A 17,512-nucleotide genomic window follows, 5' to 3' on the forward strand; every position below is an offset into this window, starting at 1 on the left:
CTCGCCAGCGCACGGCGCTCGGCCGTGACCGTCCAGCTATAAAGCTCGTGGCCGGCGGCATCGCGGATCGCGAGCCGCACCGGCGGCACCCGTGCCTCGTCGGCGCGCCGGTTGACGATCATGCCTTCGACGCCGAGAAAGGCGACGCCGTTGAAACGCGTCATCACGGTATGGAGGTCGCGGATCGCAAGCGGCTCGGACGCAACCGGCATGCCCATCGCGGCATAGAGCCGCCCGGCCCCCGGCCAGACCCGCGCCACTGCGCTGCGCGACGCAATCAGGCTCATGGCGAGCCCGAGCAGGGCGATGCCCGTGCAGAGCTGTCGGACGAAGCCTGGCAGGCGCGGCCGCGGCGCCGGCGGCCGGGGCGCCGCCGCGATGGTCCGGGCATAGCCTGCATGCCTTGGGGGCTGCGGCGGGTCGTCCGGCGGCATGCGCATATCTGTCGGAAGGGCGTAAGCGGATTGGATGGCCGGCATGGCGAGCCAGACGCTTTCGCAGCGCGGGCAGGCAACGCGCCGGCCGTTCGGCTGAAGGGCCGCCTTGGTGATATGATAGGCGGCACCGCAGCCGGGGCAGTCGATCAGCACGTTCGGCTCAAACCCGTTGATGAAGCGCGGGACGATTCATTTCCCGTCTGCTGCAAGCAATCCTCGGCTGGTATGGTTAACCTGCGGTTAAGGCCGTGATTCGCCGGCATAGTTGGGCCGGCGCGGGAGTTGATCTTGGTCCGATTCGAGAATGTCGGCCTGCGTTACGGGATGGGTCATGAGATCTTGAAGGACATCAGCTTCGAGATCGAGCCGCGTTCGTTTCAGTTTCTGACCGGGCCGTCAGGCGCCGGCAAGACGACGCTGATGCGGCTCATCCTGTTGTCGCTCAAGCCGACACGGGGCCTGATTTCTTTGTTCAACCGTGACTCGGGGCAACTCAGCAAGGACCAGATCACCGACGTGCGCCGTCGCGTCGGCGTGGTGTTCCAGGATTTCCGTCTGCTCGATCACCTGACGACCTACGAGAATGTCGCGCTGCCGCTGCGCGTACAGGGCCGCGACGAATCCGCCTATCGCGCCGAAGTCGTCGAACTTCTGCGCTGGGTCGGGCTCGGCGATCACATGCATGTCCTGCCGCCGGTGCTTTCGGGCGGCGAGAAACAGCGTGCCGCCATCGCCCGCGCACTCATCGTCAGGCCGGAACTGCTGCTCGCCGACGAGCCGACCGGCAATGTCGATCCGACGCTGGCGCGCCGGTTGTTGCGGCTCTTCGCCGAGTTGCACAAGTCGGGGACGGCCGTCGTCATCGCGACGCATGATCTGGCGCTGATGGACCAGTTCGAGACGGCGCGCCGACTCGTCCTCGGCGACGGCCGGCTGCACATCTATGAGTGAGCGCCTGTGAGCGAGCGCGGCATGATCTATCTCCAGTCCGACGAGCGGCGCGATTTCGAGCATTTCGACGATGACGCCGCTGCCGGCATGCGCAAGGACGTGCCGCTGGTCCCGGCCGCCTCGATTGCCGGCCGTGCGCTTGTCACCGTCGTCGCGATCATGACCTTTCTCGCCGCGCTGACGGCGGGCGCGGCCATGCTCATCGCCCATTCCGCCGACGACTGGCGCGGCCAGGTCGCGCGCGAAATGACGATCCAGGTGCGCCCCGAGACCGGCCGCGATCTCGATGCGGATGTCACGGCCGCCGTCGCCGCCGCCCGCGCTGCGCCCGGCATCGCCGATGTCTATGCCTATAGCAAGGCGCAGTCCGAGGCCTTGCTCACGCCCTGGCTCGGCACGGGGCTCGACCTTTCCGAACTGCCGGTGCCACGGCTGATCGTCGTCAAGCTCGACCCCAAAGCGGCGCTCGATGTCGCGGCTTTGCGCAAAGCAGTCATGGACAAAGTGCCGAATGCAATGATCGACGATCACCGGCTCTGGCTGCAGCGTCTTTCGGTGATGGCGGGCACGGTGGTGGTCATCGCCTTCGTCGTTTTCGCGCTGGTGATGCTGGCGATGGTACTGGCGGTGGGTTTTGCGACCCGCGGTGCCATGGCCGGCAATCGCGAGATCATCGAGGTGCTGCATCTCGTCGGCGCCGGTGACGGCTATATTTCACGCCAGTTCCAGCGGCACTTCTTCCGCCTCGGCCTGCGCGGCGGCTTGATCGGCGGCGGCGCGGCGCTCTTGGTTTTTCTGCTCTCAAGCTCCATATCGGCGCTGATGCGGGCGACCGCCGGCGGCGACCAGATCGAGGCCATGTTCGGCAGCTTTTCGCTTTCCGCCAATGGCTATGGCGTCATCGCGATGATCGCCGCGGCGGTGGCGATCACCACCGGGCTTGTCTCCCGCATCATCGTCTTCCGGCATCTGCGGCGCTTGACATGAGCCGCGTCCTGCGGCTCCTCGCGCCATGAACCCAATGACCCCCGATCCCGTCTCGCGCCGGCGCACCTTCGCGATCATCTCGCACCCGGACGCCGGCAAGACCACGCTCACCGAAAAGCTGCTGCTCTTCGGCGGCGCCATCGCGCTCGCCGGCGAGGTGCGCGCCAAGGCCAACCGCCGCCAGACCCGGTCCGACTGGATGGGGATCGAGCGCGAGCGCGGGATCTCGGTCGTCACTTCGGTGATGACCTTCGAATATGGCGGCTGCGTCTTCAACCTGCTCGATACGCCCGGCCACGAGGACTTTTCCGAGGACACGTACCGGACGCTGACCGCCGTCGATTCGGCGATCATGGTCATCGACGCGGCCAAGGGCATCGAGGCGCGCACGCGCAAGCTCTTCGAGGTTTGCCGGCTGCGCGACATTCCGATCCTGACCTTCATCAACAAGCTCGACCGCGAAAGCCGCGACCCGTTCGACCTGCTCGACGAGATCGAGAAGACGCTGGCGCTCGATGTCGCGCCGATCACTTGGCCGCTTGGATCCGGCCGCGATTTCGCCGGCGTCTATGATCTGCGCCAGGATGTCGTGCGCCGCTTCGAGGCGGCCGATCAGCCGGCGCTCAAAGTCACCGGCCCGGACGATCCGGCGCTGACCGCGATCCTGCCGCCATTGGAGGCGACCGCCATTCGCGACCAGCTCGAGCTGGCGCGGGCGGCGCTCAAGCCCTTCGACAAGCAGGCCTTTCTCGAAGGCCACCTGACGCCGGTTCTGTTCGGCAGCGCCTTGCGCACCTTCGGTGTCGCCGATCTCATCGATGCGCTTGCCGAATTCGCGCCGCCGCCGCGCGGCCTTGAGGCCGCGAGCCGCCATGTCGATCCGCGCGAGCCGAAGATGAGCGGCTTCGTCTTCAAGATTCAGGCGAATATGGACCCGAATCATCGCGACCGTATCGCCTTCATGCGCGTCTGCTCGGGCAAGCTGACGCGCGGCATGAAGGCAAAGCTGGTGCGCACCGGCAAGAGCCTCGCGCTCAATGCGCCGCAATTTTTCTTCGCCCAGGACCGCCAGCTTGCCGATGAAGCCTATGCCGGCGACGTCGTCGGCATTCCGAACCACGGCACGTTGCGGATCGGCGATACGCTGACCGAGGGCGAAGAGCTGATTTTCCGCGGCGTGCCGAGCTTCGCGCCGGAGATCCTGCGCCGGGTCAAAATCTCCGATGCCATGCGGGCGAAGAAATTGCGCGAGGCGCTCCAGCAGATGGCAGAGGAGGGCGTCGTGCAGCTTTTCCTGCCCAACGACGGTTCGAATGCCATGGTCGGCGTCGTCGGCGCCTTGCAGCTCGACGTTCTGGTCGAGCGGCTCGCCGCCGAATATGGTCTGCCGGTGACCCTTGAAACGTCGCGCTTCGAGCTCGCCCGCTGGGTCAGCGCCGAGAATCCGGCCGAGCTCGAGAAATTCATGCGCGCCTATCCGGCCTCGATGGCGGTCGATCTCGACGGCGCGCCGGTCTATCTTGCGGCTTCCGCCTGGGACCTGCGCTATGAGCAGGAGAAATGGCCGCAGATCGCCTTCGCCGACATCAAGGATTATCAGAAGGCCGAGACCGGCAAGGGGCGTCAGAAGGCGTTGGTGTAGCCGCGCTTGCTGGTCAAGGTCAGCCAGAGAATTTCGATGTCGAGCCACATCGACCAATTGTCGATGTAATAAAGGTCGTGCTCGACGCGGGCGCGCATCCGCTCTTCGCTCATGCCGCCGCGATAGCCGTTGATTTGCGCCCAGCCGGTGATGCCCGGCTTCATATTATGGCGGCGGGCATAGAGCGCGATGCGGCGCTCGAACATCTGGTCGATGACGAGCGCATGCGGCCGCGGGCCGACGAGCGACATGTCACCGCGCAGGACGTTGAAGAGCTGCGGCAGTTCGTCGATGTTGCGGGCGCGGATGAATGCGCCGACACGGGTCACTCGCGCGTCGCCTTTCTTCACCAGCGTCAGACTGGCATTGTCTTCCAGCGTCGTCATCGAGCGGAATTTGTAGATGCGAAAGGGCTGCTGGTTGAAGCCATAGCGCCGCTGCTTGAAGATCACCGGGCCCGGGCTTTCGAGCTTGATCGCCAGCGCGATCATGAGGAACAAAGGCGAAAGCAGAATCAGACCGAGCGCCGAAAAGACGATGTCGAAGCTCCGCTTGGCAAGGCGTTCCGGCTGGCTCAGGGGGTCGCGGACGATGTGCAGGCTCGATACCGGGCCGATCTTGGCGATGCGGGCGTCGCTGAAGCGGTCGAGCACGCGTTCCGGGCCGAGGTGGATCGAGGTCGGCACGTGCAGGAAGGCCTCGATCGCGGCGTCGATGGTGGTCTTCTCGTTCCAAGGGACAAGGATGAAGACGTCGTCGGGGCCGAGCATCCGCGCCGAAGCGCGCGCCAGGGCAAGGTCCTCGTCAAGATTCTCCGGACCGCGCAGCACCGCTGCGGCGACGATATGGACGCCGAAGGCCCAGGGTTCGAAGCGCTTGGTGAAGGTTTCGATCTCCTTTTCGTAGCCGAGCAGAAAGATGCGATGCACCGCGATCTGGCCGTGGCGGGCGCGGGCGCGGGTATGGATGGTGATCAGCATCCGGACAGCATTGACGGCGAGGAAGCCGCCGACGAACAGGATGAACAGGGCCAGCGGGTCGGCGTTCGACAGCGGTCGGCGCGATACGAGCAGCACGAGGGTGCAGAGCAGGGCGATCGCCCAGGGGATGATCGCGCGCCGCAGCAGATGGTCGAAGGTGAGATATTTCATCACCTCGTAATCGCCGCGGATCGCCGTGACTGAGGTAAAGAAGGTCGCGGTCAGCAGTCCAAGTCGGGCATAGGTGCCGGGTGGCAGGGCCATCGGCACGCCATTGAGCGAGACATGCGCGAGATAGGCGCAGCCCGTGATGGCGGCGAAGTCGGCCATCGCGGCAAAGAACGCAAAGCCGCCACGCAACAGAACGGTGCTGCCGCGCGGCAGGGCGTTGGCCCAGTTCGCTTCGGCGGCGCGGGGCCCCGGCTCTGTCTTGCCGCGAAACATATTTAAAGCCGTCCTGACGTTTGGCACAGCGGCGTCTCGAAAAGACCCGCCCATGACCCGGCGTGTGACGCTTTGCGGGCCAAGGCGGCTTATGCCTGGCCATAGCCGCAACGGTTGTGCCGGAGTCCGCGGGCCTACCCGCCGATGCCTGGGGCCTTGCGTCATGGCAACGCTCACGCTTTGTTCAGCGTGGCTTCCGCGCAACGTGACCGGAGAGGACGGCGCCATCGGCTTGACGCTCGCGGCGCCGCGAAGCATCGTCTCGCCGCTTCATTCCGGAGATCGAGATGGCCCAAATTTCCGCCCTGGCGCGCCGCGCGCTGTTTGGACTGACGGCTGCGCTTGCCGCGGCGCCTTTCTGTGCGGCGCCCTTCGTTGCCGCCGCGCGGCCGATCGTTCCGGCTGAGCGGCGCTACGATTCCTATGCCGGCGTTCTGCCGAGCTGCGCGGATCCCGGCGTCTTTGCGCGCATCCGCTCCCTGTTTCATGATCGCGAGACCGAATTCTGGAAATCTGGCCTCGAAATCGTGAATCTCGGCGACGTTCGCGAAACCGGCTTCCGCTCGCAAGGTCTCGATTACATTCCGCGGCGCTATTGCGAAGCGCAGGTCTATCTCAACAATCAGTCGGTCCGCCCCGTGACCTATTCAATCGTCGAGGACGCGGGCTTCATCGGCTTCAGCTACGACGTCGAATGGTGCGTCGGCGGACTCGACCGCAACGACGCCTATGGCGGATATTGCCGCGACGCGCGGCCGTGATTGCCGGCACGACGATTCTGATCCGCCGGTTTGCGGCTGTCGCTCTCGGCGCCGCGGTGCTTTGGCCGCTCGCCGGCGCCGCGCAATATTCCGGCTGCATTCTCGACAATTGCGCTGACAAGAAGCCGCTGCCGTCGCCAGCGGCGGGCAATAATCCGGGGTCGGTCAATCGAGGCAGCGGCGATTGGTCCCCAGGCGCGGGCGGTTCCATACCTTCAGGCGATGTCGGCAGTCCGGGTGATTTCGACTTTTATGTCTTCTCGCTCTCCTGGTCGCCCGGCTTCTGCGACCTCGGCGGCGCCGAGAAAGCCCCCGACCAATGCCATAGCGGCGCCAATCTCGGCTTTGTGGTGCATGGCCTGTGGCCGCAGGACGCGCAAGGCTATCCGTCCGACTGCGGCGGCGTCACGTCGCCGTCCTGGCTCGTGCTCGAATCGACACGCGGTCTCTACCCCGATATCGGGCTGGCCCGCTACGAATGGCGCAAGCACGGCACCTGTTCCGGCAAGAGCCCTGCCGCCTATTTCGCCGACGTGCGCCGTGCGCATGATCTCGTCGCCATCCCGTCGATGTTCCAGAACGCGCAGAGCGAGCAGGACACGACGGCGCTCGATATCGAGCGCGCCTTCATCGCCGCCAATCCGCGGTTGCGGCCGGGCATGATGGCGGTCGAATGCGTCAACGGCGAATTGTCGGAAGTCCGCATCTGCCTGTCGAAGGACGTGCGGACCTTCGTGCCTTGCCCGGATGTTGCGCGCCACACGTGCCACATGCAGGACATCGCCGTCGCCCCGATGCGGTGAGGCGATGAACTACCGCCACGCTTTTCATGCCGGCAATTTCGCCGACGTCTTCAAACACGCGATCCTGGCGCGCATCCTCGTCTACCTCGGCCAGAAAGACGCGGCGTTCCGCGTCATCGATACGCACGCCGGGGAAGGTTTCTACGATCTCTCCGACGCGCGGGCGGAAAAAACCGCCGAATGGCGGGGCGGCATCGGCCGGCTTCTCGAGGCCGCGCCGCCGCCGCAGATCGCGGCCCTGCTCGCGCCCTATCTCGCCGCGGTCGCGCCGCTCTGCCGCGGCACGCCGCCGCTTTATGCGGGCTCGCCGGCGCTCGCCCTGAAGCTCACGCGGCCGCAGGACCGGATGGTCTTCTGCGACGCGCATCCGCAGGTTATCGCGGCGCTGCGGGGCCACCGTGAATTTGCCCGCGACCGGCGGGTGAAGCTTGTCGAAATCGACGGCTACCGGGCGCTCAACGCCTTTGTCCCGCCGCGCGAGCGGCGCGGCCTCGTCGTCATCGATCCGCCGTTCGAATCGAAGACGGAATTCGACGATCTCAAAGCCGCCCTTACCCTCGCGGTGCCAAAATGGCCGACCGGAACGTACCTGATTTGGTTTCCGGTCAAGGACGCCGCCGTCGCGGGGTTTCGCGCCGGGCTGGTCAGGGCGCTGCCCGACCTCGGGGTCAAGAATGCGCTCGATCTTCGTCTCGCCGTCGCTGCAGTGCAACCGGATGCGCCGCTGGCGGCGAGCGGCCTGATAATTCTCAATCCGCCCCACACACTTGCCGTAGAAGCGCAACAGATTTTGCCGTATCTTGCCAAAACCATGGCGATCATGGGCCAGGGTGACGCGGAAGTCGCATGGCTCGTCAGGCACTGACCGAAAGGCGGGCTTGCGGGCTGCACGTAAACAAGGCTTTTGCGGTGCCCTGAGAATAAGCGCCGGCCGAATAATGCCGGCGTCGGAAAGTCAGGGAGAGACATATGCCGCAGCAGGGAACCGTCAAATTTTTCAATGCCAACAAAGGCTTTGGCTTTATCACCCCGGATAGCGGCGGCCCCGATATTTTCCTCCACATCACGGCGGTGGAGCGTGCCGGTCTGTCGAGCCTGAATGAAGGCCAGCGGGTCAGCTTCGAGACCGAGCCGGACAAGAAGGGCAAAGGCCCGAAAGCCGTCGATCTGCACCTCGTTTAGCCGAAGGCGGCGAATCGGGACGGCGCGTGCCGCTCGGTACGCGCCGGTCCCTGCGCCAGCAATCAGAAGTGATAGTTGACGCCGGCACGCAGCGTCGAAAGGCTGAGGCCGGGGTGCATGTAAATGGGCGTGCCGTTGAACAGATTGCCGCCGCCGTAATTGCTGTAGAGATATTCGGCCTTGACGGAAATGTTCCGGGTCACGGCGTATTCGATGCCGGTGCCGATCACCCAGCCGTTCAAGAAGGTCGATTCGTTGGCATAGATGCTCGGCGAGATCGCGAAGTCGGTGACCGAGCCCTTGAGGTTCGCCCCGGTATAGCCGCCGGTGATATAGACCAGCGCATGGTTGAAGGCATAGCCGAAACGGGCGCGGATCGAGCCCTCGGCATTGATGTTGCCATTGCCGTGGATGCTGCCCCACGGGCTGTTCGAGCCGCTGACACCGCCGAAATCGATGTCGCCTTCGATGCCGGCGACAAGCGGGCCGGACTGATAATTATAGCCTGCCTGGATGCCGAAGAGGCCGCCGTCCGTATTGCCGAAAAACGGGTCCCCGCCATTGGTGAAGCGGCCGAAGCCGAAGCCGGCGTTGGCGCCCACATAGGCGCCGGTCCACGTGAAGATCGGCGCCGGCTGATAATAAGGCGCCGGCGAATAGGGCGGCAGGTCGGCCGCCAAAACCGGAAAACCCGCCGCCGCAAAGACGGCTGCCAAAAGGACGCGTTTCATTCCTCACCTCGTAGACAAAACTCTCGAGGCGAGGATTAGGCTGGGCTGGTTACCTAAGACTTAAATAAAGGATTCGTAAAATACAAAAATGTTTTAGTTATAAATTGTTAACTATAGATATAAACCATGAAATACTTTGTTCTGATGCAATAAGTTTGGCTAGATTCAATATTTAATACTCAATTTAATTCCATATATAGTTTGGTTAACAAATGCTTCCATGGAAGGTCTTGCCCAAGTGGAATTCTTGCGCGTGTCGCACCCGTTATTTTCCCAGCGGGCGAAAATTGCCTAAAGAGAGCCGCCGACGGAATGGGAGAGAATGATGCCGCGCAAGGCCGCTCTGGTAACGGGCGCCGCCCGCCGAATTGGGCTCGCGATCGCCGAGCGGTTGGCGGGCGCCGGCTATGATCTTGCCATCCACAGCAGTGAGGCGACGCGGCCGGAGGCAGAAGCCGCGGCGGCGCATTTGCGGACGCAGGGCTGCAAAGCCGTGGTGATCGCGGCCGAGCTCGCCGATCCCGCTGAGCCCGAGCGGATCATCGCCGCAGCTCATGCCGCGCTCGGCCCCTTGTCGGTGCTCGTCAACAATGCCTCGATCTTCGAACGCGACACGGCCGAGGCGGTCGATGTCGCCCTCTTCGACAAGCTCATGGCGGTGAACTTACGTGCGCCGATGCTGCTGGCGCAGCACTTCGCGCAGCAGGTGCCGGAGGGGCAGGAGGCGGGGATCGTCAATCTCGTCGACCAGCGGGTCTGGCGCCCGACCCCGCAATTCTTCTCCTATAGCATCACCAAAGCGGGGCTCTGGTGGGCGACGCAGACGCTGGCGCAGGCTTTGGCGCCGCGCCGCATCCGCGTCAACGCGGTCGGGCCCGGCCCGGTGCTGCCCAATACGCCGCAAGGCAATGCCGGGTTCGAGAAGGAGGTCGCGGGCGTTCTGCTCCAACGCGCCGTCGCGCCGGCGGAGATCGCCGACGCCGTGCTCTATCTTGTCGAGGCGCGCAATGTGACGGGCCAGATGATTGCCGTCGATGCAGGCCAGCATCTCGCCTGGCAGACGCCGGACATTCCGGAGATCTAGGGATTCTCGTCATTGCGAGGAGCGGTCGCGACGAAGCAATCCATCTGAATTTTCTGGATTGCTTCGCCTTTGGCTCGCAATGACGTCGCTTTAGTCGGCGCTCGGCAGGCGGCGGATGGTGAATTCGATCTGGCCATCGTCGAGTTCGCGCCAGAATTCGATCTCGGTCATATAGGCGGCTTTTGGATAGGCGGCGAACCATTCGCGGGCTTTGTCGCGGGCTTCGCCGCGCGGCAGCGTAAAGGTTTCGCGCCGCCAGGCGCCGGTCGATGGGCGCTTGGCCCGCGTTCCCAGCCGGCGGGCGATTTCGGAGGGTGTTTTGCGTCCCGCATTCATGCCGCGGCTCCCGCCACTTAGATAAGACGCCAACCGGCTTTCACCAGCCTAGCCGAGCGGATAGGCCGCCTCGACGAGATAAGGACCGCCGCCGGTCGCCGCCCGCGAAGAAAACAGGACAAATCGCGTCGCCTCGAAACGGCGGGAAAAGAAGCCGCGCGTCGTCAAATAAGCGGCGACTGCCGTGCTTGAAGCATCGCGCAGCCGCGCCAGCGTGATATGCGGCGTGAATTTGCGTGGCTCGGGCGGAATGCCGATGCGCCGCATCAGCCGCTCCTGCTCGGCCTGCAATTCGACGAGCGGCGCCGCGGGCTTCGCCTTGGCGACAATGGCGCGCGGCTTGCCGCCGCCGAAGGAATCGAGACCCTCGAGCGTCACCGTAAAGGCCGGCCGGCGGATTTTCTCGAGCGTGCCGCAAACATCGCGCGCTGTCGCATGATCGATGTCGCCGATGAAGCGCAAAGTCAGATGATAGAAGTCGGTGTCGATCCAGCGGGCGCCGGAAATGCCGCCGCGCAGCATGCCGAGATCGCTGGCGAGATCAGAGGGAATCTCGAGGCCCGTGAATAAACGGGGCATGGGTCCCTCCTCAAGTCACGGCCCTCTCGCGGCGAGCGAGACCGGCCACGGCCATCACGTAAAATCATTTGGTCCATTGCCGCCAGAGGTCAATACACCGAATCGATTTTACCGCTTCATTCTGAACTGATTTCGCCTTGAGAGAAAGACCGGCGGGCAAAATTATCGCGACGCAACCGAACGCACGAAACGTTCAGCGAGCGGCAGAATCTGCGCGACGATCGTCGCGACGCCGGCGCGGTTCGGATGCAGGCCGTCCGCCAGTTCGAGGCTTTTGTTGCCGGCGACGCCTTGCAGAAAGAAAGGATAGAGCGGTGCTTGATATTTCGCCGCCAGCGCCGGATAGATGGCATCGAAGGCGCGGCCATAATCGGCGCCGAGGCTCGGCGAAGCGCGCATGCCGGCGATCATCACTTTGATGTGCCGAGCAGCGAGGCGCGCGAGGATCGCGTCAAGCGTCTGGCGCGTGCGCGCCGGATCCAAGCCGCGCAGCATGTCGTTGGCGCCGAGTTCGAGAATCACGCCGTCGGCATCATCCGGGACCGACCAATCGAGCCGGGCAAGGCCATCTTCGGCGGTGTCGCCCGAGACGCCGGCATTGACGATGCTGACGCGAAAGCCGGCTCGGCGCAGCGCGGTTTCGAGCGCCGCCGGAAAGGCGGCATCGGCCGGCAAGAGATAGCCGGCGGTCAAACTGTCGCCCAAGGCGACGATCTTAATCGGCCTGGCGCCGTCGGCGGATGTCGCGCCGAGCCCGAAAACCGCCGGAATTAAAAGCGCAAGTGCGAGCGGGAGAGCCAAGCGTAATCTGGACGCGATAATGGACGATGCGGCGATCATCTTTGACACTGTCGACTTGAGTCTCGGCCGCGGCGCGGCGCGTGTCCATATCCTGAAAAGCCTCTCTTTGGCCATTGCGCGCGGCGAGGCCGTGGGCCTCACCGGCCCGTCGGGCTCCGGCAAATCGACGCTGCTGATGGCGATGGCCGGGCTCGAGCGGCCGGATTCCGGCACGATCACGATCGATGGCATGGTCTTAAATCGGCTGAGCGAAGATGCTCTGGCGCAATTTCGCGGCGCGCGGATCGGCATTGTCTTCCAATCGTTTCATCTGATCCCGACGATGACGGCGCTGGAGAATGTCGCGATTCCCTTGGAGCTCGCCGGCGAGGCGCAGGCCTATGCCCGCGCACGGGCGGAATTGGCGGCCGTCGGCCTTGCCGATCGGCTCGCGCATTATCCGGCGGAGCTTTCCGGCGGCGAACAACAGCGTGTGGCGCTCGCCCGGGCGCTCGCGCCCCATCCGGCAATTCTCATCGCCGACGAGCCGACCGGCAATCTCGACGAGGCGAACGGCGCGACGGTGATGGATCTTCTCTTCGGCTTGCAGCGGGCGCGCGGCGCGACTCTGGTTCTCGTCACCCATGACGCGGGCCTTGCATCGCGCTGCGACCGTATCCTGCGTCTGCGATCCGGCCGCATCGTCCCCGATCTGGCAGCGCCCGAACCCGGCGCCGCGCGGGCGCATGGTTAGCGAAAGGTAAATCGAACCAGGCAGAAGATGTATTAAGCTAACTGAAAAATTACACTTAGCCGCAAAGATAGGCGGATATCCTGTCCTCGTTCGTGCTTGAGTATCCAATGGAATCGCAGACTAAACCCACGCACCGGTTTAGCATCTGGACCCTCGCAAATCCGGCCGCCGAGTCGCGTGAGCGCCGGTCGGACGATGTCGCGGCGAAAACAAATCCGCCGCCTGGCGGAACGTCGAGCCCAGTTGCGCGCCCATTGCACGACCGCGATCGTCATTCCGCCGCCGCCAGCGTGCGCGGGACGCTGCGTCCCTTCGACGCGAAATGTCTGCTGTCGAACGGCATCAAGCTCAATTGCGAGACGAAGCGCGTCGAGGCCGATCAGATCGAACTGGCCTACAAGGAACCTGCCGAGGCCAGCCGTGAATCGCTCTTGAATACCAAAGTGGGTCTGGAGATCGACTATTTCGGCTTCGTTCGCGGCGTCGTGCGTCAGGCCAGCGAGACCGGCTTTTGGATGGCGCCGGACATCGTCTATCACGAAATGCTGGTGCGCAAGCTCGCCGAGCTTCGCGCCGCCGGCGCAATGACCGATAACGAGCGAAGCAATCTCGAACGGCTCACGGCGCGCATCACCTTGCGCAATCCAGCTTGCCTCTATCGCCTCTTCGATGATGCGACGCTCTATCAGGCCAAGATCGCCTTGCTCTCGCACAAAGTCGCGACCCTGCGTACGGCGCAAATCCAACGCGCCGGGACGCGTATCCTGCTCGGCTGGCCCGATGCCCGCGCCGGCATGGTGGTGCGCAGTTTCGAGAGCGGGTTCACCGTCGAATTGGACGAGGCGCTTGAAGCGCTGCACGAGAACCTGACGTTCGCCTGACCCCACTTCGCCACAAAGCCGTGGCAAGGGGCAAGAATGCGCGCCCGTATCGCATCTCTCTGGCCGCTTGCCGTCCGCTTGGCGCTGCGGGATTTTCGCGGCGGACTCAACGGCTTTTTCACACTGCTCGCCTGCTTGACGCTGGGACTGATGACCATTGTCGGAATCGGTTCGATCACGCGTTCGCTGTCGCAGGGGTTGATTGAAAAAGGCCGCATGATTCTCGGCGGCGACCTGTCGTTCGATCTCATTCAGCGCGAGGCGACCGCCGAGGAGCTGCGCGTCTTGGCGGCACACGGCCGTCTCAGCCGCGTCGCGCTGATGCGGGCCATGGCCCGGCGCTCCGACGGCACGGCCGCACTCATCGAAATCAAGGCCGTCGACGCCGCTTATCCGACTGCCGGCACCGTTGGTCTCAACCCGCCGCAAAGGCTGCAGGCGGTGCTTGGTTTGCGCGACGGCGCCTATGGCGTCGCGGCGGATTCGACACTTGCGGCGCGGCTCGATCTCAAGCCGGGCGATCGTTTCGAGGTCGGATCTGCGACCTTCGCCTTCCGCGCGGTGCTGACGAGCGAGCCCGACAAGCTCGCCGCCGGGATCGGTTTCGGACCGCGCGTCATCATGTCGGAGACGGCCTTGCGGGCGACGCGGCTTTTGCAGCCGGGCGCATTGGTGCGCTGGCTTTATCGGCTGTCGCTGCGCGCCGGCGAGACGCCCGAGGCCGCCCGCGCCGCGGTCCGCAAAGCGCTGCCGTCGGCTGGCTTCGAGATTCGCACATGGAAAAATGTCTCGCCGGAATTTTCGCGCGACTTGAACCGCTTCAGCCAGTTTCTGATCCTTGTCGGATTAAGCGCCTTGCTCATCGGCGGCGTCGGCGTCGCCAATGCGGTCGCAAGCTTCGTCGAACGCAAGACGCCGACGATCGCGACATTGAAGGCGCTGGGCGCGTCCGGTTTCTTTGTCTTCGGCCTGATGTTGACCGAGGTGATGGCGATGGCGGCGCTCGGCATGGCGGCGGGGATCGCACTCGGCGCCCTGCTGCCGTTTGCGCTCGATGCGGGCTTTGCTGCATCGCTGCCGTTTCCGTTTGCGCCGAAAATCTTTCCGCAGGAGATCGGCGCGGGTTTCGTCTACGGTACATTGACCGTGCTCAGCTTCGCGCTGTTGCCGCTCGGCCGCGCCCATGACGTGCCGGTCTCGGCTCTGTTTCGCGACGAAGTCGCGCCGCAACGCCGACGATTGAGACGTCCCTATCTTGTCATGTTCGGCCTGGCGGCAGCGGGATTGGCCGGATCGATCGTGGCCTTCGCCCCGGACCGGAAACTCGCGCTGATCTTCCTCGGAGCGGCGCTCGGCGCCCTCATTCTACTGCGCGGCGCGGCGGTGCTGATGATGCGGGCGGCGAAAAAGCTCCGCCCCCGGACGATGGAAATACGGCTGGCCGTCGCCAATCTTTATCGTCCCGGCGCGCTGACGCCGGTCGTCGTCCTGTCGCTCGGTTTGGGATTGACCCTCGCCGTGGCGCTGGCGCTGATCGACGGCAATCTGCATCGGCTCTTTCGCGACCGCGGCGGCGTCACGCCGGACTTCTTCTTTCTCGGCATCGAAAAAACGCAGACGCCGGCGTTCCGCGATTTTGCCCTCGCACATGCGCCGGGCGGAAAGCTCGATCTCGTGCCGATGTTGCGCGGCCGGATCATCCGCCTCAACGCAACGCCCGCCGAAACCGCCAAGGTCGGGAATGATGCGGCCTGGGCATTGCAGGGCGACCGCGGCATTACCTTCTCGCCCGTTTTGCCGGCCGGCTCGCGACTCGTCGCCGGCGCCTGGTGGCCGCGCGATTATACCGGACCGGCGGAAGTTTCGATGGCGGCAGACGTCGCCGCGGGGCTTGGCCTCAAGCTCGGCGACTCCATCACCGTCAACGTCCTCGGCCGCGAAATAACCGCCCGCCTCGTCAATCTGCGCAAGGTCGACTGGACCAATCTGGGGATCAATTTTGTCCTCGTTTTCACGCCGGTCACGTTCAGCGGCGCGCCTTATTCGAATCTCGCGACGCTCACCTTTGCGACGCCGCCGACGGATGCGATGGAACGGCGGCTCGTGCGCGACGTGGCAAGGGCCTATCCCGATATCGTCAGTCTCCGTGTCAAGGATTCGCTCGAAGCGGTGCGCCAGGTGGTCGATGAATTGTCAGCCGGCGTGCGGGGCACGGCGGCGGTCGCGCTTGTCGCCGCGACTTTGGTTCTCGCCGGCGCGCTGGCTGCGGGTCAGCGCGCGCGCCTCTATGATGTCGTCGTGCTGAAAGTGCTCGGCGCGACACGGCGGCGGCTTCTCGCCGCGCTCATTTGCGAATTTGGTCTCATCGGCGCTGCGGCGGCTCTTTTCGGTGTCGTCGCCGGCAGCGCCGCCGCCCTCGCCATCGTCCGGCTGGTCATGAAGCTCGATTTCATCTGGCTTTGGCCCCAGGCTCTCGCCGCCGCCTTGCTGACGCTCGTTGCCGCCGTTGTCCTCGGCGTCGCCGGAACGTGGCGGAATCTTGGGCAAAAGCCCGCCCGATTCTTACGAAATTTATAGGTTCCGCAGCGTCCTGAAGCGTGGCGATGGCCTTGTACGGCTTTGGGCGCTGGGCCATATTATCGGCGATGTTCCCGCCTTGGCGAAAGCCGCGGCGGCCGGAGGTGATCAAGCCTCCTAACTTACGAGGAAACAATGTCCGACTTCGACCGCAACACCGCCCGCTGGGGGCAGGCAGTACCCCAGGCCGGCCGTGCCCAGATCGACCAGGGCCTTCGCTCCTATATGCTCGGTGTCTACAACAATATGGTGATCGGCCTCGCCATCACCGGACTCTTTGCCTATGGCGCGAACATGCTCGCCGTGACGCACGATCCGGCACTCGCGGTTGCGCGCTTCGGTCATATCTATCTCACCTCCTTCGGCCAGGCGCTTTATTTCAGCCCGCTGAAATGGCTCGTGGTGTTCGCGCCGCTGGCGCTGGTATTCTTCTTCTCGTTCCAGCTTAACCGCGTCACGGCCTCGACGGCGCGCGCGCTGTTCTTCGTCTTCTCGGCGACGATGGGCCTCTCGCTGTCGACGCTGGTGCTGATCTACACCGGCAATTCGATCGCCCGCGCGTTCTTCATCACCGCGGCCTCGTTCGGCGCGCTCAGCCTTTACGGCTATACGACGCCGCGCTCGCTCTCGGCGATGGGCTCGTTCATGATGATGGGTCTTTTCGGTCTCATCATCGCGAGTGTCGTGAATATCTTCCTGCACAGCACCGGCCTGCAGTTCGCGCTGAGCATCTTAACGGTGATCATCTTCGCCGGACTCACCGCTTGGGACACCCAGGCGATCAAGGAGATGTATTACGCCTCCGACGATTACGAGACGGCGGAGAAGAAGTCGGTCAACGGCGCGCTGCGCCTCTATCTCGACTTCATCAACATCTTCACCGCGATGCTGCAGCTCACCGGCTCGCGCAACGACTAACGCTCGGCCAGTGTCGACGAAATGAAAGCCCCGCTTCGGCGGGGCTTTTGTTATCCGGAGACGAGGTTCAGCTTCTTTTCAAGCACGCTGATAACACGCTTAAGATCATGGCCTCGCTTCAAGATCAGGCCGGTCGCGGTGATGACGCTGTAGGCGCCCTGCTTGCGTGCCGCCTTGGGATTTTTCTCGATCCTGTAGAGCGGGAATTCGGCGGTGCGCCGATAGATCGAAAAGACCGCCTTGTGGCTGGTGAAGGAGATCGCATAATCGCGCCATTCGCCGGCCGCGACCTTGCGGCCGTAAAGATCGAGGATGTCGCGCAATTCCTGCCGGTCAAAACTGATTTGCGCCGGCGCGGCGGAGGCGGGGCGGGGGGCGGCAATCGCTTCGTTTCGGGGCAGCGGCACGACGCGTGCCGCCAAAAAATTCTCGTCCGTCGACTCCATGCTCATCCATGGCCCTCCGAGCCCATGATTGCGGAAAGCGTGAAGGCCGGCAAGCGCCCCGTTCAGGCGGGCGCGCAACCGCCAAGTCAGTGCTCAATTTTTCTTGCAAAAGCTCATGGCCAGGCTTGCGTTGTCAAATACAATGCATTGAAAGCAAACATATTTCTTCATCAAGCGTAGCGCTGTTGACAACCCGGGGAATCACAGTTTCGCCCTTTTACAGCCTAGCGCGTGCCGCC

Annotated in this window: 19 protein-coding genes; 12 read left to right on the plus strand and 7 right to left on the minus strand. The window is 64.1% G+C overall.

Annotation, left to right across the window (positions count from 1 at the left end):
- On the minus strand, positions 1 to 590 hold a 590-nt coding region (locus tag Q0025_RS04320; RefSeq protein WP_297296384.1), incomplete at its 3' end, for a zinc-ribbon domain-containing protein.
- 135 nt (positions 591 to 725) lie between these two features.
- Between Q0025_RS04320 and ftsE the strand changes: the two genes are divergently transcribed.
- Genes ftsE through Q0025_RS04335 form a run of 3 tightly spaced genes read left to right on the plus strand, consistent with a single transcriptional unit; the run spans position 726 to position 4,017 of the window.
- Positions 726 to 1,388 (plus strand): cell division ATP-binding protein FtsE, encoded by a 663-nt coding sequence (ftsE, locus tag Q0025_RS04325; RefSeq protein ID WP_297296386.1) that lies wholly within the window; start codon positions 726 to 728, stop codon positions 1,386 to 1,388.
- 21 nt (positions 1,389 to 1,409) lie between these two features.
- Positions 1,410 to 2,375 carry an ABC transporter permease gene (locus Q0025_RS04330; RefSeq protein ID WP_297296388.1) on the plus strand — a complete coding sequence of 322 codons (966 nt, stop codon included), beginning with the start codon at positions 1,410 to 1,412 and terminating at the stop codon, positions 2,373 to 2,375.
- Between the two features lie 34 nt (positions 2,376 to 2,409).
- Positions 2,410 to 4,017: a peptide chain release factor 3 gene (locus tag Q0025_RS04335; RefSeq protein WP_297296500.1), complete on the plus strand. Its 1,608-nt coding sequence runs from the start codon at positions 2,410 to 2,412 to the stop codon at positions 4,015 to 4,017.
- Here the strand turns inward: Q0025_RS04335 and Q0025_RS04340 are convergent.
- A complete protein-coding gene (locus tag Q0025_RS04340) occupies positions 3,999 to 5,441 on the minus strand; it encodes an exopolysaccharide biosynthesis polyprenyl glycosylphosphotransferase (RefSeq protein WP_297296390.1) in 1,443 nt (480 codons plus the stop codon). The genes Q0025_RS04335 and Q0025_RS04340 overlap by 19 nt on opposite strands.
- 287 nt (positions 5,442 to 5,728) lie before the next feature.
- Here Q0025_RS04340 and Q0025_RS04345 point away from each other — a divergent pair, with 287 nt between their 5' ends.
- From Q0025_RS04345 to Q0025_RS04360, 4 genes are all read left to right on the plus strand, one after another.
- Positions 5,729 to 6,202, plus strand: a complete 474-nt coding sequence (locus Q0025_RS04345) for a hypothetical protein (RefSeq protein ID WP_297296392.1) — start codon at positions 5,729 to 5,731, stop codon at positions 6,200 to 6,202.
- Entirely contained in the window at positions 6,181 to 7,005 is an 825-nt protein-coding gene (locus tag Q0025_RS04350; RefSeq protein WP_297296394.1) for a ribonuclease T2, read from the plus strand. Before Q0025_RS04345 ends, Q0025_RS04350 begins: the two co-directional genes overlap by 22 nt.
- A gap of 4 nt (positions 7,006 to 7,009) precedes the next feature.
- Positions 7,010 to 7,870, plus strand: coding sequence for a 23S rRNA (adenine(2030)-N(6))-methyltransferase RlmJ (rlmJ, locus tag Q0025_RS04355; RefSeq protein ID WP_297296396.1), 861 nt, complete (start codon positions 7,010 to 7,012; stop codon positions 7,868 to 7,870).
- 104 nt (positions 7,871 to 7,974) lie between these two features.
- Entirely contained in the window at positions 7,975 to 8,187 is a 213-nt protein-coding gene (locus Q0025_RS04360; protein ID WP_297296397.1) for a cold-shock protein, read from the plus strand.
- 62 nt (positions 8,188 to 8,249) lie between these two features.
- On the opposite strand, the gene Q0025_RS04365 is transcribed toward Q0025_RS04360, so the two are convergent.
- Complete coding sequence (locus tag Q0025_RS04365; RefSeq protein ID WP_297296399.1) at positions 8,250 to 8,918, minus strand: outer membrane protein; 669 nt, start codon at positions 8,916 to 8,918, stop codon at positions 8,250 to 8,252.
- A 325-nt stretch (positions 8,919 to 9,243) separates the two neighbouring features.
- On the opposite strand from Q0025_RS04365, the gene Q0025_RS04370 reads away from it, so the two are divergent.
- A complete protein-coding gene (locus Q0025_RS04370) occupies positions 9,244 to 10,002 on the plus strand; it encodes an SDR family oxidoreductase (RefSeq protein WP_366939397.1) in 759 nt (252 codons plus the stop codon).
- Between the two features lie 90 nt (positions 10,003 to 10,092).
- Here the strand turns inward: Q0025_RS04370 and Q0025_RS04375 are convergent, their stop codons facing one another.
- The 3 genes from Q0025_RS04375 to Q0025_RS04385 form a co-directional block, all read right to left on the minus strand.
- Complete coding sequence (locus Q0025_RS04375) at positions 10,093 to 10,338, minus strand: hypothetical protein (RefSeq protein ID WP_297296402.1); 246 nt, start codon at positions 10,336 to 10,338, stop codon at positions 10,093 to 10,095.
- Between the two features lie 48 nt (positions 10,339 to 10,386).
- Positions 10,387 to 10,917, minus strand: a complete 531-nt coding sequence (thpR, locus tag Q0025_RS04380; protein ID WP_297296404.1) for an RNA 2',3'-cyclic phosphodiesterase — start codon at positions 10,915 to 10,917, stop codon at positions 10,387 to 10,389.
- Between the two features lie 162 nt (positions 10,918 to 11,079).
- The gene (locus Q0025_RS04385) at positions 11,080 to 11,718 is read right to left on the minus strand and encodes an arylesterase (RefSeq protein ID WP_297296406.1); all 639 of its coding nucleotides are present in this window, start codon (positions 11,716 to 11,718) and stop codon (positions 11,080 to 11,082) included.
- 19 nt (positions 11,719 to 11,737) lie between these two features.
- Between Q0025_RS04385 and Q0025_RS04390 the strand changes: the two genes are divergently transcribed.
- The 4 genes from Q0025_RS04390 (at position 11,738) to Q0025_RS04405 (ending at position 16,827) form a co-directional block, all read left to right on the plus strand.
- On the plus strand, positions 11,738 to 12,451 hold the full coding sequence (locus Q0025_RS04390; protein ID WP_297296408.1) for an ABC transporter ATP-binding protein: 714 nt from the start codon (positions 11,738 to 11,740) through the stop codon (positions 12,449 to 12,451).
- Positions 12,452 to 12,705: 254 nt separating this feature from the next.
- Entirely contained in the window at positions 12,706 to 13,332 is a 627-nt protein-coding gene (locus tag Q0025_RS04395) for a hypothetical protein (protein ID WP_297296410.1), read from the plus strand.
- A 36-nt stretch (positions 13,333 to 13,368) separates the two neighbouring features.
- A complete protein-coding gene (locus tag Q0025_RS04400) occupies positions 13,369 to 15,909 on the plus strand; it encodes an FtsX-like permease family protein (RefSeq protein ID WP_297296412.1) in 2,541 nt (846 codons plus the stop codon).
- Positions 15,910 to 16,044: 135 nt separating this feature from the next.
- Positions 16,045 to 16,827 (plus strand): Bax inhibitor-1/YccA family protein, encoded by a 783-nt coding sequence (locus Q0025_RS04405; RefSeq protein WP_297296414.1) that lies wholly within the window; start codon positions 16,045 to 16,047, stop codon positions 16,825 to 16,827.
- Between the two features lie 50 nt (positions 16,828 to 16,877).
- On the opposite strand, the gene Q0025_RS04410 is transcribed toward Q0025_RS04405, so the two are convergent.
- Entirely contained in the window at positions 16,878 to 17,279 is a 402-nt protein-coding gene (locus Q0025_RS04410; RefSeq protein WP_297296415.1) for a DUF2794 domain-containing protein, read from the minus strand.
- Positions 17,280 to 17,512 lie beyond the last annotated feature (233 nt).

Source organism: uncultured Methylovirgula sp., from assembly GCF_947646745.1.
In the GTDB taxonomy this organism is placed as follows: domain Bacteria; phylum Pseudomonadota; class Alphaproteobacteria; order Rhizobiales; family Beijerinckiaceae; genus Methylovirgula.